Source organism: Solwaraspora sp. WMMA2101 (genome assembly GCF_049179175.1).
In the GTDB taxonomy this organism is placed as follows: Bacteria; Actinomycetota; Actinomycetes; order Mycobacteriales; family Micromonosporaceae; genus Micromonospora_E.
On record NZ_JBMHMA010000006.1, the window covers coordinates 5,532,962 to 5,551,289 of the forward strand.

Annotated in this window: 15 protein-coding genes; 8 read left to right on the top strand and 7 right to left on the bottom strand. The window is 74.6% G+C overall.

Going from position 1 to position 18,328, the window contains the following annotated elements; all coding sequences use genetic code 11:
- Positions 1 to 5 precede the first annotated feature (5 nt).
- The 5 genes from ACN28F_RS26210 to ACN28F_RS26230 all read right to left on the bottom strand — a co-directional run bounded on the left by ACN28F_RS26210 (position 6) and on the right by ACN28F_RS26230 (position 4,990).
- Positions 6 to 1,391, bottom strand: coding sequence for an MFS transporter (locus tag ACN28F_RS26210; protein ID WP_421360157.1), 1,386 nt, complete (start codon positions 1,389 to 1,391; stop codon positions 6 to 8).
- Positions 1,392 to 1,576: 185 nt separating this feature from the next.
- Positions 1,577 to 2,236 (bottom strand): acVLRF1 family peptidyl-tRNA hydrolase, encoded by a 660-nt coding sequence (locus tag ACN28F_RS26215; protein WP_289210508.1) that lies wholly within the window; start codon positions 2,234 to 2,236, stop codon positions 1,577 to 1,579.
- Between the two features lie 86 nt (positions 2,237 to 2,322).
- Positions 2,323 to 3,297: a hypothetical protein gene (locus ACN28F_RS26220; protein ID WP_289210509.1), complete on the bottom strand. Its 975-nt coding sequence runs from the start codon at positions 3,295 to 3,297 to the stop codon at positions 2,323 to 2,325.
- Positions 3,294 to 4,667: a hypothetical protein gene (locus ACN28F_RS26225; RefSeq protein ID WP_289210510.1), complete on the bottom strand. Its 1,374-nt coding sequence runs from the start codon at positions 4,665 to 4,667 to the stop codon at positions 3,294 to 3,296. Before ACN28F_RS26225 ends, ACN28F_RS26220 begins: the two co-directional genes overlap by 4 nt.
- Positions 4,664 to 4,990 carry a DUF6403 family protein gene (locus ACN28F_RS26230; RefSeq protein ID WP_289210511.1) on the bottom strand — a complete coding sequence of 109 codons (327 nt, stop codon included), beginning with the start codon at positions 4,988 to 4,990 and terminating at the stop codon, positions 4,664 to 4,666. The genes ACN28F_RS26225 and ACN28F_RS26230 overlap by 4 nt, the downstream gene beginning before the upstream one ends.
- A 191-nt stretch (positions 4,991 to 5,181) precedes the next feature.
- Between ACN28F_RS26230 and ACN28F_RS26235 the strand changes: the two genes are divergently transcribed.
- The 5 genes from ACN28F_RS26235 to ACN28F_RS26255 all read left to right on the top strand — a co-directional run bounded on the left by ACN28F_RS26235 (position 5,182) and on the right by ACN28F_RS26255 (position 13,936).
- Complete coding sequence (locus ACN28F_RS26235) at positions 5,182 to 6,123, top strand: pyridoxamine 5'-phosphate oxidase family protein (protein WP_289210512.1); 942 nt, start codon at positions 5,182 to 5,184, stop codon at positions 6,121 to 6,123.
- A 135-nt stretch (positions 6,124 to 6,258) separates the two neighbouring features.
- Positions 6,259 to 7,986 carry an ABC transporter ATP-binding protein gene (locus tag ACN28F_RS26240; protein WP_289210895.1) on the top strand — a complete coding sequence of 576 codons (1,728 nt, stop codon included), beginning with the start codon at positions 6,259 to 6,261 and terminating at the stop codon, positions 7,984 to 7,986.
- Positions 7,983 to 9,722, top strand: coding sequence for an ABC transporter ATP-binding protein (locus ACN28F_RS26245; protein ID WP_421360159.1), 1,740 nt, complete (start codon positions 7,983 to 7,985; stop codon positions 9,720 to 9,722). Before ACN28F_RS26240 ends, ACN28F_RS26245 begins: the two co-directional genes overlap by 4 nt.
- Positions 9,723 to 9,782: 60 nt before the next feature.
- Positions 9,783 to 12,962: an SNF2-related protein gene (locus ACN28F_RS26250; protein WP_421360161.1), complete on the top strand. Its 3,180-nt coding sequence runs from the start codon at positions 9,783 to 9,785 to the stop codon at positions 12,960 to 12,962.
- Positions 12,959 to 13,936 (top strand): hypothetical protein, encoded by a 978-nt coding sequence (locus ACN28F_RS26255; RefSeq protein ID WP_421360163.1) that lies wholly within the window; start codon positions 12,959 to 12,961, stop codon positions 13,934 to 13,936. The genes ACN28F_RS26250 and ACN28F_RS26255 overlap by 4 nt, the downstream gene beginning before the upstream one ends.
- Here the strand turns inward: ACN28F_RS26255 and ACN28F_RS26260 are convergent.
- On the bottom strand, positions 13,893 to 14,144 hold the full coding sequence (locus ACN28F_RS26260; RefSeq protein ID WP_421360165.1) for a DUF3040 domain-containing protein: 252 nt from the start codon (positions 14,142 to 14,144) through the stop codon (positions 13,893 to 13,895). The genes ACN28F_RS26255 and ACN28F_RS26260 overlap by 44 nt on opposite strands.
- 368 nt (positions 14,145 to 14,512) lie before the next feature.
- Positions 14,513 to 15,259 (bottom strand): bifunctional DNA primase/polymerase, encoded by a 747-nt coding sequence (locus ACN28F_RS26265; RefSeq protein ID WP_421360167.1) that lies wholly within the window; start codon positions 15,257 to 15,259, stop codon positions 14,513 to 14,515.
- Between the two features lie 282 nt (positions 15,260 to 15,541).
- Here ACN28F_RS26265 and ACN28F_RS26270 point away from each other — a divergent pair, with 282 nt between their 5' ends.
- Genes ACN28F_RS26270 through ACN28F_RS26280 form a run of 3 tightly spaced genes read left to right on the top strand, consistent with a single transcriptional unit; the run spans position 15,542 to position 18,328 of the window.
- Positions 15,542 to 16,774, top strand: coding sequence for a helix-turn-helix domain-containing protein (locus tag ACN28F_RS26270; RefSeq protein WP_421361518.1), 1,233 nt, complete (start codon positions 15,542 to 15,544; stop codon positions 16,772 to 16,774).
- Positions 16,775 to 16,819: 45 nt separating this feature from the next.
- Positions 16,820 to 17,374, top strand: coding sequence for a flavoprotein (locus ACN28F_RS26275; protein ID WP_289210519.1), 555 nt, complete (start codon positions 16,820 to 16,822; stop codon positions 17,372 to 17,374).
- A gap of 42 nt (positions 17,375 to 17,416) precedes the next feature.
- Positions 17,417 to 18,328, top strand: a complete 912-nt coding sequence (locus ACN28F_RS26280; protein WP_289210520.1) for a Nif3-like dinuclear metal center hexameric protein — start codon at positions 17,417 to 17,419, stop codon at positions 18,326 to 18,328.

Here is an 18,328-nt window from a genome sequence, read left to right on the forward strand (position 1 = left end):
GCGGTTCATCCGACGCGGCGCAGTCGGGGCAGGCAGGCCAGGGCCAGCAGCGCGACCCCGGCGGTGCCCAGGTACAGCAGCGGGTAGCCGCCGGCGGAGGTGACGATCGGCGCGGCCAGTACGGGTGCCGCCAGCTGCGGCAGCGAGGCGGCGACGTTCGCCACGCCGAGCATCATCGCCCGGGTCCCGGCGTCGGGCAGGACCTGCGTCATCACCGCCATGTCGACGGCGACGTACAGCCCCCAGCCGGCACCGATGAACACGGTGGCGACCAGCACTGCCGGCAGGTACGGCAGCAGCCCGAGCAGGGCGGTGCCGGCGGCGAGGGCACCGGCGCCAGCGGCGATGAAGCCACGGCGGCGCCGCCAGCGGTCGGAGAGCACCCCGCCGACGGCGGCGCATCCGCCGGCGATGCTGACGTTGACCAGGGTGAGCACCAGCACCAGCGTGCCCGGGTCGTCGACGCCGACCTGGTCGGCCAGGTAGTAGTAGAGGTAGAGCAGGACCAGCGCGTTGACCAGGTTCAACAGGAACCGGATCAGCCAGGCCCAGCCGAAGTCGGCACCCGGGCGCAGCAGCACCTGTAGCGCCGCCGTCGACGGGGCACCATGGCCGCCCGCAGCGACGGTCGTGACGGGGTTCTGGCCCGCAGCGCCGAGGTGCTCAGCCGACGACTCCGCCGTTGGTCCGGCCGACGGGATGTTCGCGATGGTGCGCGCAGTGGACGCGTCCTCGGCCGAGGTGACCCGCCGTGGCGTGGGGTGACTGGTCGGTGACTCGCGGTGCGCCAGCACCAGGCTCACCATCAGGGCGGGGGCGGCTACCGCGAGCGCGGCATAGCCGAGCGCGGTCTCGCCGATCACCACGGCGACCGCCGTCCCGACGACCACCCCGACGATCTGGGCCACTCCGAACAGCGCCCCGACGGTCCCGCGTTGCTCCTCCGGCACGCGGTCGCCGATCATCGCGGCGAGGGCGGCGAGCGGCCCGTTCAGACCGATCTGGACGAGTGTCCAGCCGGTGATCATCACAGGTACGGTGTCGGCGACGGCGAGCACGGCGAGCCCGGTCGCGCCGACGGCGGCGCCGGCCACCAGGATCGGACGACGTCGCCCCCAGCGGGTCCGCAGTCGGTCGGAGACGATCCCCCAGACCGGGTTGGCCAACATGGAGGCGGCCGCACCGTAGCTGGTGACCACCGCCAGGAGAGTCTCCTTGCTCATGGTGGTGTGGGTGGCGAGTTCCGCCGCCTGCTCGGGTAGCAGGATCTGGATCGGGCCGAACCAGCCGGCTGCCACCCCGACCATCGCCAGCACGTACGCCGTGATCCAGAGGGTGCGGACCCGGGGCAGGGTCAACTCCGTCGGAGAGTGTGAGGTCGGCGCTGTCACGGGCCTCCTTTGGTCGATCGTCTGATCCACCAAAGGCGAGCTTAGGAAGTTACCCTCCGGTTCAGCTAGGCCCCGCCCGTGACGATCTTGCAGTTATCGAGGGACATAGCGGACGAATCACATCGATAACTGCAAGATCGTCGCGATCTTGGGGGAGGAGGAGGGGGGAGCCGGCGGGGCAGTAGTCAGGGGATGAGATGGATCCGGACGCGGCGGGCGGTGACCGCGGCATCCTGCAGGACGGCGAGTCGCGGCTCGGGGCACTCCAACAGGTGCGGGTGACGCAACGGCAGCAACGGTGCCAACCGCTGGTCGGCGAGCACGGCGTCGATCATCAGCCGGTCACCGCCGCAGACCAGGGCGCGCACCGGCTCCTTGGCGCCGGCCACCGGCACCACCTCCGACCCGGTGCCACCGGCGCGCGCCGCCGACCCCGGGGCGTACGGCAACAGCACCCGGGCCACGACGTCGGCGGCCCGGCCGGCGGCCGCTGTCGCCTGATTGTCACGTCGGCGGGCGTACCGCTGCTGCGACTGCCCGCCGGCGGCGGTGCGTCCCTGCACGTAGTGGCGCTCCACCTTGGAGGACACGACTGCGGTCCCGTCGACGACGCCCACCGCCACCGCTCCCTTGCGGGCCAGTAGCAGACCGATACGCGGCGGCCGGACCAGCGCGGTGAGCAGGCCGTCGACGTCGGTCACCCCCTCGATGCCCGGCGGCGGCAGCAGGGTCGCGGTGTCGCCGTTGCTGGTCCCGGTCAGGGTCAGGCCGTCCTCGCTGGCACCGTCGTGGCGGCCGTAGAAGCCGTCGAGCCAGCCCCGGATCCGTTCCGGCGAGATCTCCACCCATCGGCCACCGCCGGCCGCCGGCCGCGACTGCGCCGTCGGCCGGGACTGCGCCGCCCGTGCGGGTGCCCGTCGCCGCGGCACGCTCAGCCGCCGGTCACTGCGGGGGAGTCGGCGAGCTCGCTGCCGCGCTGGCTCAACGCCGCCAACCGCGCGGTGAGCTCGTCGACATCGGCCCGGTCGGCGCGGTCGGCCGCGGCGATGTCGGCCAGCACCCTCGTGTAGTCCATGGTGAGTCGACGGTACCGCCGGACGAAGGAGCGGCGCTCGGCGGCCAGGTCACCGCCGGCTGACGTGCCCCGGGTACGGGTACGGGCCAGCGTCCGCTCGACCCGGGTGTAGCCCCGGTCCAGGTCGATGATCTGCTGGGCGAGGGCGGCGGCGGTGGCCGACAACCGGCTGCGGCTGTCCGCCAACTCCCGGCGCCGGGCCAGCCGCCGATCGGCCAGCCGCCCCGCCCGCCAGGCGACCAACCAGATGCTCGCCGCCCCGACGCCGACCGCGAGCAGCGCGGCGGCAGCGATCAGGTAGCGCGGCAGCGACGGGCTGATCGTGCGGGCCCCGTCCGGGACGGTGCCGGCCCGCACCAGCAGGTCGTAGTTGACCACCATCACCTTGAGCGCCTCGACCGGGTCGTCGGCGAACTGGTCGGTGCCCCGGGCGATGGTCGTCTCGGCGACGGCCGCCCGGCCGAAGTTGGCGTCGTCGCGGTCAGGCAGCCAGGCACAGCCGTACGTGTCGTAGCCGTCGTCGTCGACCTCCCGGCTCATCGCCACCGCCACGGTCCCGTCGGCGGCCCGCTCGGTCGCCCGGCAGCCGTCGCGCAGGTCTGCTCCGGGCGCCAGCAGGACGACGACCAGCCGCCGGTTGCCGATGACCCGCTCGGCCGCTGCCTCGTCGAGCTCCACCCCGGGGGCGGCGTAGACCGAGGAGCCCCGGACCTCGCGGGCGATCGGGCCGTCCAGGACGCCACCGGACCACAGCGCCCAGCCGGCCAGCACCAGACAGGCCAGCGTGGCCAGGCCGAACGGCGTACCGGTGAACCGCAGCAGCCGCCTCATCCGAGCCGGCTCCGCAGGTAGACGTCCGGGCGGTAGCCGTCGAGTCCGACCAGCCGGGCGGTGGCGTCCAACTCGTCCTCCGCGTCGTCGAGCAGGGTGTGCACGTGCCGGTCGGGCAGGTCGTCGCCCAACGCCTGGCGGGCCGCCTGCAGTTTGCCGATGCCCCGGGTCAGCGGCGCGTCCGCGGCACCGCCGGCCAGCGCGGACAGCTCGACCGCCAGCGCGGTCAGTCCGGCGGCGCGGGCCGCCGGGGCACCGTACGCGAGGCTGTTGCGGCGGTCACCGGCCGGAGGTCCGGCGGGCAGCACCGCGCGTACCGACAGCGCGAGGAAGAACACCACGCAGGCAGCGAACAGCCACGGCAGGGCGGGCAGCGCCACCCGCAGCGGGTCGAACGGCTGGTACGGCAGCGGGCGGTCGAACAGCCCGGCGTAGCGGACGTCGGTGATCCGGTTCAGATAGGCGCCGAGCACCGTGGCCTGCGGGTAGTCGTAGCGGCTCAGCCGGTCGGCGAACTGGCCGTAGAAGCTGGCCGCCGCGACTTCGGCGAACTCGTCGGCGGACGGGCCGTGGTACTCGATCCAGTTGCCGATCTGCACCACGACCGGGTCGCCGGGGAAGGCCGCCGCCAGCGCCGGGCCGTAGTTCGGCACCGGTTCGCCGTACGGCTGCGCCGGCAGGGCGACCACCCGCAGGGTGCCGTCGGGGAAGGCGGTCGCCGCGGCCTGTCGCGGCACGTCGGCCAGGGTCGCGCCGTCGGCGGCGTGCCACCCGGCGGTACGCAGGTCGCCGACGACCGGCGCGAGTTCCGCCGGGGTCGGGTCCCGCCAGGTGAACCCTTCCTCGTTGGTGGGCTTCGGCTCGTCGGCGAGCGCGGTGATCAGGACCGTCAGCAGGCCGGTGACGTCGCCGGTGGCGAACTGGCCGCGCCAGCTGTCCAGGTCGGTGGAGTACGCCTGGTAGAAGCCGCCGCTGACCTGGGTGCCGATGATCCGTACGGTGGCGTTGTCGACCTCGCGGACCCGGTCGCGCTCCGCCTCGTCCAGGCCGGGCGGGGCGACCAGGATCCGCACGTCGGTGTCGCCGATGGCGGCGGCCACCCGGTCGGTGTCCCAGTCGGCGACCGCGCCCGGCAGCCGGACCACCGGATCGGCCGCGACCAGCGCGGTCATCTCCTCGACCGACGGCACCGTGGCGTCGCTGAGTTCTCCGGCGGAGCCTTCGGTGATCGCCGCGCGGGCCGGCGACTGCCCATAGCTGACGTCGACGCTCTGCCGCTGGGCCAGCAGGAAGGTCGCCAGGACGACGACGGCCCCGCCGAGCGCGCTCCACCGCAGTACCTCGGTCGGCCAGCGGCGCGGTCGTCTCACGGCTGTTGCTCCGGTCGGGTGCCCGCCTGCCACAGCTGGTCGGCGCGGCGGGCGTAGTCGGTTGCCACGTGGGCCGCCGTCGGGCCGCCCCGGTCGGTGGCGAGCGCCTGAGCCCGGGTGAGCAGCTGCTCGGCCTCGGCGACCGGTCGGGGAGCGGCGTCGCGGCTGACCTGGGCGGCGTCGATCGCGGCCCGCGCCGTCGACCAGGCGATCCGCCGGTCCTGCTGGCGCGCCCGGTGCCGGGGCAGCATCGCCGCGGCGAATCCGGCGACCAGCAGTACGGCGCCGCCGCCGCACCACACCAACCAGGACCACCACCCCACGGCCGCGCCACCCCCATGATCGAAAACGTGCTGACCTGCCTGATTGTGCATGATCGCCGCCACCGGGCCGGGCCGCTACCGGGCCGGGCCCGCTGCCGCGCGCGGTGGCCCGGCCGGCCGTGAGCAGGGTCACCGGGGTGCCTGCCCGCCGCCGCCGAGCGGGGGAGATCACACGGCACTAGCCTCCCGGCATGATCGACATCGACTCCGGCCTGGCCGACATCCTGGCCGCCTACCGCACCTGCGAGTTCGCCACCCTGGCCCGCGACGGTACGCCGATCGCCTGGCCGACCGCCGCGTCGCGCCGTCCCGACGGCACCCTGCTGGTGACCACGTCGCTGGCGTTCGCGCAGAAGGCGCTCAACGTCCGCCGCGACGGCCGGGTGGCGCTGCTCTTCTCCGATCGGACGGCGAGCGGACTGCCGCACGACGCACCGGCGATCCTGGTGCAGGGGGCGGCGGTCTGCCCGGAGGAGATCGTCACCAGCCCGGCCGGGCTGGAGGACTACTGGGCGATGCTGTTCGACCGCCAGCCGCACAGCCGCCGCTACCTGACGCCACCGGCCCGCTGGCTGATGGGCTGGTACTTCACCCGGCTGCTGATCAGCATCACCCCGCAGCGGGTGACCACCGTCGCCGCCGACCCGCCCCGCGCCGCCTCCGTCACGGCCGGAACGCCACTGGGGGCCGGGGTGATCGACCGGTTCCCGACGGCGGTGCTGGGCTTCCGGGACGCCACCGGCGGCCCGGTGCTGACCCGGGTCCGGCCGGTCGCCGCCGACGACGCCTGGGCGCTGTCCGGACCGGACGACGGCCGGGCACTGTCCGGACCGGACGACGTGCAGCCGGTGGCCGGACCGGCGAGTCTGCTGGTCCACCGCCACGACGACCGGCTCGACGGGCTGCGCAACGTCCTGCTGCGCGGCGAGCTGACCCGTGGCGCCGACGGTTGGCTGCTGCGTCCGCACCGACTGGTCGACCCCGGCGCGACCGGTACCCTGCGCGAAGCAGTCGGTACACTGCGTGCCGCCCGTCGCCGTACCGCCGGTTACCTCGACCGGCGCGGCCGCACCGCGCCCCCGGTGCACTGGCGGGAGTTCCAGCAGGTCGCCGCGACCGTCCGCGCCGGATAATTCCCCGCTCGTCCCGGTCGGTCCCGGTAACCTGGCCGGGTGCCGCCGACGATCCCCCACGCCGATCCGGGGACGGCGGACACCCGGGGGCCGGTGCGGTACCTGTGGTGGCTGGTGCGCCGCCAACCGTGGCGGGTGCTGCGCGGTGCCGCGCTCAGTACGGTGTGGATGGTCGGCCTGGCCGGCCGGCCCTACCTGGTGGCCCGGGCGATCGACGACGGACTGCGCCCCGGCCGGTGGGCCGTACTGGCCTGGTGGGTCGGCGCCGTCCTGGTCGCCGGGGTGCTGATCTCCGTCGTCGGGGTGCTGCGGCACCGCACCATGACCTACATCCGCGAGGACGCCACCGCCCGCTCCGCCGGAGTGTTGTCGCGACAGTTGGCGCGCATCGGCGCGGTCCTGCCGAGCCGGCTCGCCACCGGTGAGGTGGCCACCGTCGGCGGCACCGACATCACCCACACCTCGCATGTGCTCACCCTGACCGGGCCGGGCGTCGGCGCGGTGCTCGCGTACCTGGTGGTCGCGGTCCTGCTCTGGTCGGTCTCGCCGGCGCTGGCGGCGGTCATCCTGATCGGCGTACCGGTGGTCGCGGCGCTGCTCGGCCCGCTGCTGCGCCGGTTGGACCGGGCCGAGCAGACCTACCGGCGGGAACAGGGCCAGCTCACCGCCCGCGCCGGTGACATCGTCGCCGGGCTGCGGGTGCTGGCCGGCGTCGGCGGCCGGACCCTGTTCGCCGACCGCTACGTCACCGGGTCGCAGCGGCTGCGCGGGCACGGCTACCGGGTCGCGGCGGTCAACAGCTGGATCGAAGCGCTCACCGTCACCGTCCCCGGGCTGTTCCTCGCCGCCGTGGTCTGGCTCTCCGCCCGGATGGCGGTCGCCGACGAGATCACCGTCGGTGAGCTGGTCGCCGTCTACGGGTACGTGGCCGCGCTGACCGTCCCGGTCTGGTTCCTGCAGGAGGGCAGCTACCAGTTCATCCGGGGCCGGGTCGCGGCCCGCCGGATCGTGGCCCTGCTGCGGCTCACCCCCGATCCGGTGACCGACCTGCCGACACGGCACACCGTCGCCGCCCCGTCGCGGCCGGCCGGCCTGCACGATCCCGACAGCGGGTTGACCGTGCCGGCCGGGCGGATGATCGGGGTGGCGGCCGACGACCCGGGCGACGGGCAGGCGCTGGCCGACCGGCTGGGCCGGTTCCGCCGGTCCGGCGTGACCTGGGGCGCGGTGCCGCTGGGCGCGGTCGCGCGCGACGAGGTACGGGCCCGGATCCTGGTCGCCGACCACGACGCGTACCTGTTCGCCGGCACGTTGCGGCAGATCCTGCACGGTGCGCGGGCGGACGACCCGGACGCTCAGGCTGCGCGGGCGGACGACCCGGCCGCAGCCGATGAGCAACGGGTGCGGGCGGCGGTCGGGGTCGCCTCCGCCGACGACGTGGTGACGTCGCTGCCGGACGGCCTGGCGACTCCGATCGACAGTCGCGCCCGTACCCTCTCCGGCGGCCAACGCCAGCGGGTCCGGCTCGCCCGGGCGCTGCTGGTGGAGCCGGAGGTGCTGATCCTGATCGAGCCGACCTCGGCGGTCGACGCGCACACCGAGGCGCGGATCGCCGACCGGCTGCGCACCGCGCGGGCAGGCCGGACCACGGTGCTGGTCACAACGTCCCCGCTGCTGCTCGCGGCCACCGACACGGTGGCGTACCTGCGGGGCGGCCGGGTCGTCGGGGTCGGCAGCCACGCGCGGCTGCTGGCCGGCGACCCGGGCTACCGGGCGCTGGTCGCCCGGGGCGGCGAACTGACCGACGCGGCCGGGCGGCAAGACCCGGCCGGCGGGTCGACGGCGACGCTGGGGCGGTCGTGACCGCCTCCGGTCGGCTGCCGGTGGCCGACCCACGCACCGTCCGGCGGGCGACCGGTGAACTGCTCGGCCAGCAACGCTGGGTGGTCGCCGGCATCCTGGTGCTGCACGTCGGCGCGGCCCTGGCCGGCCTGGCCGGGCCGTGGCTGCTCGGCCGGATCGTCGACGTGGTCACCACCGGCGCGTCGGTGGCGGCGGTGGACCGGCTGGCGGCGGCCCTGATCGGCTTCGTCCTGCTGCAGGGGCTGCTCACCCGCTTCGCCCGGTACGTCGGACTGCGCTTCGGTGAACGGGCGGTCGCCCGGCTGCGCGAGGACTTCGTGCACCGCGTCCTCGGGCTACCGGTGTCGGTGGTCGAACGGGCCGGCACCGGCGACCTCGCCACCCGCAGCTCCAGCGACGTCGCCACGGTCGGCACCATGGTCCGCGACGTGGTGCCGGTGGTGGTGATCGCCACCGCGCAACTGGTCCTGCTGTTCGGCGCGGTGTTCTGGCTGCATCCGCTGCTGGGGCTGGCCGGCCTGATCGGCCTGCCGTCGATCGTGGCGGTGACCCGGTGGTACCTGCGCCGGGCCCGGCCGGCCTACCTCACCGAGGGCGCCGCGATGGCCGCGTTGACCGACACGTTGACCACCACCGCCGACGGCGCCCGCACGGTGGAGGCGTTGCGGCTGGGCGACGAACGGATCCGCGCCGCCCGGACCCGCATCGCCGACCTGTGGGCCGCCCGACGGGCCACCCTCGCCCTGCGTTCGGTGTACTTTCCGGTGGCCGAGGCCAGCGTCGCGCTGCCGATCGGTGCCGCGCTGCTGGTCGGCGGGCTGCTGCTGCACCGGGACGCCGTCACCCTCGGCGCGGTGGTCGCCGCCGCGCTCTACCTGCAGCAGGCCGTCGACCCGCTGGACACCATCCTGCAGTGGATCGAACAGGCCCAGCGCGGGCTGGCGTCGTACGCCCGGGTCCTCGGCGTCGGGCAGGTGCCGCCGGAACCGCGCGGCCGGGGCGCCACCCCGACCGGCCGCGAGGTGCGGGTGACCAACCTGACCTTCGGCTACGGCGCCGGCGTCGACGTGCTGCGCGGCATCGACCTGACGGTCGCCGCCGGGCAGCGGCTGGCGATCGTCGGACCGTCCGGGGCCGGCAAGTCGACCCTGGCCCGGCTGATCGCCGGCATCGAGACGCCCCGTGACGGCGCGGTGCGCCTCGGCGGCTGCCCGGTGACCGACCTCGACCCGGCGCAGCGGCGTCGCCGGATCGCTCTGGTCACCCAGGAGCACCACGTGTTCATCGGCACGCTGCGCGACAACCTGCGGTTCGCCGCCCCCGAGGCGTCCGACGCGGCGTTACGGTCCGCGTTGGACACCGTCGGTGCCGACTGGTACGCCGAGCTGCCCGACGGCCTGGACACGGCACTCGGTGACGGCGCGCTCGACCTGTCGGCCGCGCACGCCCAGCAGGTGGCGCTCGCCCGGCTGGTGCTGGCCGACCCGGACATCCTGATCCTGGACGAGGCGACCGCCGCCCTCGATCCGACCACCGCCCGCCGGACCGAGCAGGCGTTGGCGGCGGTGCTGGCCGGTCGGACCGTCATCGCCATCGCGCACCGGCTGAACTCGGCGCACGACGCCGACCGGGTGGCCGTGCTGGACCAGGGCCGGATCACCGAACAGGGCAGCCACGACGAGCTGATCGCCGCCGACGGCGCGTACGCCGCGCTGTGGCGCTCCTGGCACGGCTGACCGGCCGCGGCGGGCGTCGGCCGTACCATCGGCGCAGGTGCCGACGGTGAAGGAGTGGCTGTGCTGGTGGTGCAGGGCCTGCTCGGCCCCGGTGGTCGGCTCGCCGTCTGGGCCGAGGACTCGACGTTGCCGGCGGCGCCGCCCCGGCGGCCGGGGCGACCGCCGCGCCGCCGCCCGCACCCGTTCGCCGCCGGACACGAGGCCCTGACCGCCGTGCTGAGCCCGCTGCTCGGCCCGCTGGCGGTCAAGGCGGTCACCGGCAGTACGGCGGTCCGGCTGCCGACCGTCGCCGGTGCTCCGGTCGAGTCACCGGAGCTGGTGCGCACCCAGTCCGACGCGCCGAGCACCAGGGCGGCCCGCGTCGGCGGCCACGCCGACTGGCTGGTGTCCACCCTGGAGTTCGACGCAGACGAGGCGTTGCCGGTGCTCTGCACCCTGCACGACGTCGATCCGGCCGCCGACGCCGCGCCGAGCGGCGGCCGACCGGAGGATGGTCTGCCGGCCGGGCTGGTGATCGGTGCCGGAGTGCGCCACCTGGCGCTGCTCGCCGGGTTCGCCGCCGAACTGGTCGCCCGGGGCCGGGTGCTGCCCGCCGTGCGGACCGGGCCGGCACCCGGCTCGGCCACCGCCTGCTGGCTGCCGCTGCTGACCGGTGCCGACCGGCGGTGGGCCCGGTCGCTGGCGTTGGCCACCCCGGCGGCGGCGCTGGCCGCCGCGCCGCCCGACACCGGGCACCAACGTGTCGCCGAGGCGCTGGACGCGTTGACTGACGCCGCCGCGCGCGCCGCGCTGCACGGCGTACGGCTGGCCGAAGGTCGGGCCCGGTCCGGGCCGCTGGCCGCCCGCGACGCCTGGCTGACCGCGTTGACCGGACCCCGGCGGGACTTCACCGCTGGAGCGCGGGCCCTCGACGCGCTGGTCACCGAGTTGGAGCAGTGGCAGCGCGACGCGGCCGGCGGCCCGGTACGGGCGCTGTTCCGGCTGCGCGAACCCGACCCCGTCACCGAGGAACCGGTCACCGCAGGTGACGGTGCCGCCGGCCCGGCTGTCGCCGGTGACGGCACCGGTGGCTGGCGGCTGGAGTTCGCGTTGCAGGCCACCGCCGAACCGAGCCTGGTCGTCGACGCCCCGGCGGTCTGGGGCAGCGGCGGCGTACCGGCCCTGGCCCGGCACACCGCCGCGCCGCAGGAGACCCTGCTGGCCGAGCTGGGCCGGGCCAGCCGGCTCTGGCCGGCGATCGACGACGCGCTGCGTACCGCCACCCCGGACGGCGTCGACCTGGACGTCACCGGGGCGCACCGGTTCCTGCGCGACGGCGCGCCCACCCTGCACGCCGCCGGGTTCGGCGTGCTGCTGCCCTCCTGGTGGCAGCGGCCGGCGGCCCGGCTCGGTGCCCGGCTGCGGGCCGGCACCCCGACCGCGCCGGGCACCGTCGCCGTCGACCGCCGGTTCGGCCTGCCCGACCTGGTCGACTACCGGTGGGAGGTGGCCCTCGGCGACCAGCCGCTGACCGAGCGGGAACTGCGCGATCTCGCCCGGGCCAAGACACCGCTGGTGCGGGTACGCGGCGAATGGGTGGAGGTCGACCCGAAGCGGATCGCCGCCGGGTTGGCGCTGCTGCGCACCGGTGGTGCGCTGACCGTCACGGACCTGCTGCGGGTCGCCCTCGACGCGGACGACGACGCGGTGGGACTGCCGGTGCTGGGCATCGACGCCACCGGCGCGCTCGGTGACCTGCTCAGCGGTGAGATGGAGCGTCGGCTCACCCCGGTGGCGGAACCGGCCGGTTTCCGGGGGCAGCTGCGGCCGTACCAGCAGCGGGGGCTGGCCTGGCTGCGGTTCCTGCAGTCCCTCGGGCTCGGCGGGGTGCTCGCCGACGACATGGGGCTCGGCAAGACCGTACAGCTGCTCGCCCTGCTCGCCGCAGACGCACCCGACGCCGGCCCGACGCTGCTGGTCTGTCCGATGTCGCTGGTCGGCAACTGGCAGCGGGAGGCGGCCCGGTTCGTGCCGGAGCTGACCGTGCACGTGCACCACGGCACCGACCGGCCGCGCGGCGAGCGGTTCACGGCGGCGGTGTCCGACGCCCGTCTGGTGATCACCACCTATGCGGTGGCCACCCGCGACGCGACCGAGCTGGCCGAGGTCGGCTGGCACCGGATCATGGTCGACGAGGCGCAGGCGATCAAGAACGCGGCGACCCGGCAGGCCGTCGCGGTCCGGTCGCTGCCCGCCCGGCACCGGGTCGCCATCACCGGTACGCCGGTGGAGAACCGCCTCGCCGACCTGTGGTCCATCATGGAGTTCGCCAACCCGGGGCTGCTCGGCGGCGCGGCCAGTTTCCGCCGCCGCTACGCCGAGCCGGTGGAACGCCACGGCGACGCCGACGCCGCCGGGCGGCTGCGCCGGATCACCGGCCCGTTCGTGCTGCGCCGGCTCAAGACCGACACGTCGATCATCACCGACCTGCCGGAGAAGCTGGAGATGGAGGTGCTGTGCCACCTCACCGCCGAACAGGCCTCGCTGTACCAGGCGGTGGTCGACGACATGATGGGCCGCATCGAGTCCAGCGACGGCGCCGAGCGGCGCGGGCTGGTGCTGGCCGCGATGACGAAACTCAAGCAGATCTGCAACCATCCGGCGCAGTTCCTGCGCGACGGCTCGCACCTGGCCGGGCGCTCCGGCAAACTCGACCGGCTCACCGGCATCCTCGACGAGGTGCTGGCGGCGGGGGAGAAGGCGCTGCTGTTCACCCAGTACGCCGAGTTCGGCGCGATGCTGCGCGGGCACCTGTCGGCGTACACCGGTCGGGAGGTGCTGTTCCTGCACGGCGGGCTGGCCAAGGCCGAGCGCGACGACCTCGTCGCCCGGTTCCAGGACGGCCACGCCGACGGCGCGGGCCGGGCCGGGCCGCCGCTGTTCGTCCTGTCGTTGAAAGCCGGCGGCACCGGGCTGACCCTGACCGCCGCCAACCATGTGGTGCATGTGGACCGCTGGTGGAACCCGGCCGTGGAGGACCAGGCCACCGACCGGGCGTTCCGGATCGGGCAGCGGCGGTCGGTGCAGGTCCGCAAGTTCGTCTGCGCCGGCACGGTGGAGGAGAAGATCGCGGCGATGGTGGCGGACAAGCGCGGCCTGGCCGCACGGATCGTCGGCAGCGGTGAGCAGTGGCTGACCGAGCTGTCGACCGCGCAGTTGCGGGAGCTGTTCGCGTTGGAGGCCGGGGCGGTGGTCGAATGAGCCGGTTCGACGACTACGGCCGGCCCCGGCGGGTCGACGGCGGGCTACGCGCCCGCAGCACCCGGGGCGCGATCGGGCAGTCGTGGTGGTCGCGTCGCTTCGTCGACGTGCTGGAATCGTTCGCGTTGGGTACCCGGCTGACCCGGGGCCGCTCCTACGCCCGGGCCGGGCAGGTGCTCGCCCTGACGGTCGCACCCGGCGCGGTGACCGCCCAGGTGCAGGGTTCCCGGCCCCGGCCGTACCAGGTGCGGATCGGGCTGACGCCGTTCGGCGCACCGGTGTGGCGGCGCATCGAGCAGACCCTGGCCGGTCAGGCGCTGTACAGCGCCCGGCTGCTCGCCGGGGACCTGCCGCCGGAGTTGGAGGAGGTGTTCGCCGCCGCCGGCGCACCGCTGTTCCCCGCCGGGATCGACGAGTTGACGATGCGGTGCAGCTGCCCGGACGCGGCGGTGCCGTGCAAGCACCTGGCCGCGACCTGCTACCTGCTGGCGGAGGAGTTCGACACCGATCCGTTCCAGATCCTGCACTGGCGGGGGCGGGACCGGGCAACGCTGCTGGCGCAGCTGCGGCGGGCCCGTGCCGGCGGTGACGTCACGGCACCGGCACCCGAGGGCGACCCGGCGGTGGCTGACCCCGCGGTGGCCGGTCCCGCCGCGGCCGGCTCGCCGGTCGGTGCCGCGGCGGCACTGGCCGACCTGACGCCGCCGGTGGCGGACGTCGACTTCTGGCGTGCACCGGTGCCGCTGCCGGCCCGGGAGCCGGTCCTGCCGGCCGGCGCCGACCTGCTGCTGCGTCAGCTCGGCGCGCCGGCACCGACGATCGGTGGACCCGGTCTGGTGGAGCTGCTCGGCCGGGCGTACCGGCGGTTCGCCGGCCCGTCCGCCGACGCCGGCCCGTCCGCCGACGCCGGGCCCGCGCCGGACGGCGCGGTCACCAGCGGCGGGCGCGCAGCGCGAGCACCCCGGCGGCGCTGAGCGCGACGGTGCAGATGACGGCAGCGATCCAGCCACCGAAGAGTGCGAGCATCGGGATCATCGCCCACAGCAGCACGCTGGTGACGATGGCGGCCCGGTTGCGTACGGTCGCGGGCTGATCGCCCAGGCGGGCGACGAATTCCGGATCGGTCGTCCGCAGATGGCGGGCGATCTGGTCGAACCGGCGCTGGTCCTCCCTGCTGAGCATGGCGTGCCTTCCCTTCCCGAACTGACCCGACGGTGCGTCGATGCGCCGAGGCGCCGAGGCGTGCCGCGTCGGCTGTCCCGGCGGTGTGTGGTCGCCGGGCGGACGACCATCGGCGCATTACCCATTCGGCTGCGGCCCACTCCGCCCACGTCTGGCGGTACATGCGTGAACCGGCATACGCCGCGCCGCCGCAGGGCGCAGACCCTGCGGCGGCGAGGTGTCGGGAAGGTACGGCTACCCCGGGCGAGGTGAGCGCCGGCAGCGGGGAGGTTCACCCACCGCACCGGCGCTCACCCGGACGAGCACCGTGTCCGGTCGGTCCTGGTTCGGGGGCGCTGTGCCCGATCGTGGCTGCGACCCGATCGCGGCTACAGGGCGCGGCGCAGGGTGGAGACCTGCCGGGGGACGGCGACCGGCACGTGGGCGGCGACCGGCGGCGGTGCGGTGACCGCTCCGGCCGGCGCGGTGCGGGGCCGGGGCAACCGGGGCACCGGGACGGCCGGTGCGGCCAGTTCCCGGGCGTCGACGACGAGCTGCTGTACGGCGTAGGAGTGCGGCAGGTACCAGCCGACCTCCTGCGGGCCGACCGCCCAGCGGACCGGCCCTTCGGGCAGCAGCGTCGGCGGTGCCGGGATCCACGACCCGGACCCGTGCTGGATCACGTCCAACGAGTCGTCGAGCTCGGGTCGCAGCGTGTCGCCGGGGCGTACCAGGAACATCCATCGTCCGGTCGGGGTGACCGCGACCGGACCGCGCAGCTGGCCCTGACCGGGCATCGCGGCACCGCCGCGCAGCCGGAGGGTGCACAGCACCCGCAGGCCGAGGCGGGCCGGCACGTCGAGGACGTCGAAGGCGTGCCCGGTGGCGAGCAGGACCGGGTGGGGGCGGGTACGCCACCAGGCGCTCACCCGGTCGGGCCGGTCGCTGGCGTCGCGTTCCCAGGTCTCCTGCGCCGGGTGGCAACCGAGGATCGGACAGCTGAGCCGGTCGCACCGGAATCGGCCCTTGAACAGAACCGCTCCGGGCGTCACCGGCCAGCCGTGCGCGGCGTACCGCAGCGCGGCACGGCGCAGCCGAAGGCGGCCGAAGGAGGGCGGTTGGACCGTCCACCGCATGATCGAGATTCCCCCAAGCTTTGTGGTCGTGCTGAACGGATGAGACAGCCACGACCGGCGTGGGTCGAGCGGAGGACCCGTTCGACGACACGCCGGAAAGTTTTTTGGCTGCCAGGCCTTTGCAACTTGCATCGAAAACTACGAGCATCTGTGATGGACCTAACGCACTGGCTGTGCGATGAGCACGGTCCGCTGTCCCGGCGTTCGGGGGGATGCCGATTCGACCAGCACAAACGCCGGCACCGGGGGGCGCCGGGTGACCCGAGGGGGGAACAGATGAGCGTGGAGGAGTTACCCATCGGCCGCCGCGTCGCCTACTGGCGAGGCCGGCGGAAGATGTCCCAACAGGTCTTCGCCGACCGGCTCGGCAAGTCCAAGAGCTGGGTCGACAAGGTCGAGCGCGGGGTCCGGAGACTCGACAAGTTCTCCGTGGTCCACGAGATCGCCGACGTGCTCCAGATCGACGTGCAGCTGCTGCTCGGCAGAGACCCGGAACGGCGCCCGGAGAGCATCAGCTGCATCGACCAGGTGGAGGTCGAGGAGATCCGGGCGGCGCTGGAGCGCTACGACTCGATCAGCACCTTCTTCCACCCGGCGGCGGCACCACCGCAGCTGGCCGAGATGCGCAAGGCCACCAACCACGCCTGGCTCACCTTCCAACACGCCAAGTACGGCGTACTGGCACGGGCGTTGCCCCGACTGCTGCGCGACGCCCAGGCGGCCGACGCGCACTACACCAGCGGCGACGAAGCACGGCAGGTGGCGAGTCTGCTGGGCCAGCTCTACCAGATCGCCTCGTCGACCCTGCGCAAGCTCGGCGAGCACGACCTCGCCTGGCTGGCCGCCGACCGCTCGATCGCGGTGTCCCATCGGGCCGGCGACCAGCTGCTGACCGGGGTGGCGACCTGCCGGGTCGGCAACGCCCTGCTCGCCCTGGGCCGCTCACGCGCGGCTTTGGAGGTGAACGTTAACATCGCCAACCGGTTGGCCCCAGGCGACGACCGGTCCAGCACCCCCGAGCAGCTGTCGGTGTACGGGCTGCTGCTGCTGCAGGGGGCCATGGCCGCCGCCCGCATCGGTGACAGCGCCACCGTTCGCGATCTGATCAACGGTGCCGAGGACGCCGCCCGGGCGCTCGGCGAGGACAACAACCACTACTGGACCTGCTTCGGCCCGACCAACGTGCAGCTGCACCGGGCCGCAGCGGCGGTCGAACTCGGCGAGGGTCAGGCAGCGGTGGAGACCCACCGGTCGGTCATCGAGGCACCCGGGTTCAACGCGTTGCTGCCGGAGCGGCGGGCCCACCACATGCTGGACATCGCCCGTGGCTACGCACAGTTCGGCGAACTGGACAAGGCCACCGAGATGCTGCTGGAGGGCGATCGGCTGGCACCGGCCGAGATCCGCTGCCGCCCGGTGGCCCACGCCGTCATGTCCGACGTGCTGCGTCGCACCCGGGGCACCCCGGCCGGCCCGGTCGCCGAGCTCGCCGAGCACATGGGAGTCGGCGTGTGACCAGGTGGACGACAGGAACCGACCGATGATGGTAGAGGTGGTGGCGTGACCCCGGCCGGTGCCCGCACCCTTTATGTGGTCGCCTGCGGCAGCCCAGCCTCCCGACACGTCGGGAGGCTGGTCACCCTCGCCCAGCAACGTGCCTGGCGGGTGTGCGTGGTGGTCACCCCGGACGGACGCAAGTTCGTCGACGTACCGGGCCTGGCCGCGTTGACCGGTCACCCGGTGCGGGCCGACTACAAGAACCCCGGCGACCCCGACGTGCTCCCGGCCGCCGACGCGGTCATCGTCGCCCCGGCCACGTCCAACACCATCAACAAGTGGGCCGCCGGCATCACCGACACCCTCGCCCTCGGCCTGGTCGTCGAAGCCCAGGGCAAGGGCCTGCCGATCGTCGCGCTGCCGTTCACCAACACCGCGCTCGCCGGACATCCCGCCTTCCGGGCCAGCGTCGCCCGACTACGCGACTGGGGGGTACGGGTCCTGCTCGGCGAGGATGTCCTGCCGCTGCAGCCACCGGGCGCCGGGGAGCAGATCATCGACCGGATCCCGTGGCAGCTGACCCTCGACGCGCTCGACGACGAACTGGCCACCGGCTGAACGTCGCGGGCACCGACCGGTAGGTGGGTAAGCTGGGCCGCCGTGGACACAACTGCATCACCACCGGTACGGGCCACCGACGCGCCGCCGGTCCGGGTCGCCGAGGTGATCGCCGCACTTGAGCGGCGGTACCCGCCGACCTGGGCGGAGCAATGGGACCGCGTCGGACTGATCCTCGGCGAACCCGACGCGCCGGTACGCCGTGTGTGGTGCGTCGTCGACGTCGTACCGGAATCGGTCGCCGAAGCGGTCGCCGCCGGCGCCGACATGATCATCGCCCACCATCCGCTGCTGCTGCGCGGCGTCTCGACCGTCGCCCCGACCACGTACCAGGGACGGATCGTCCACCAGCTGATCCGGGCCGGTGTCGCGCTGTACGCCGCCCACACCAACGCCGACGTGGCCAACCCCGGCGTCTCCGACGCCCTCGCCACCCGACTCGGCCTGACCGACCTGCGTCCCCTCGTACCGGCCGCACCCGGCAGCCCGGCCGCCACCGTCGCCGGGCAGGGCTCCGGCCGCATCGGCACCCTCGCCGTACCGCTGAGCCTCGCCGAACTGACCCGGCACGCCGCCGCGGTGCTGCCGCCCACGGCCTGGGGGGTCCGCGCAGCCGGCGACCCGAAACGGACCATCACCACCGTGGCGGTCTGCGGCGGGGCCGGTGGCTCGTTGCTCGACGCGGCGAACGCCGCCGGAGTCGACGCCTACCTCACCGCCGACCTGCGCCACCACCCGGTCAGCGAGCAGGCCTCGGGCGCCGGACCGGCGCTGCTCGACGCCGCCCACTGGGCCACCGAACGACCCTGGCTCGACGACCTCGCCGCCCACCTGCGTACCGACCTGGCGGTCGAGGCGACCGCATCCGACCTCGACACCGACCCGTGGACGCTGCACGTGCCGTCGGCCGGGCGCCCCGTCGTCGCGGCACACGCCGCCGCCACCCACCCATAA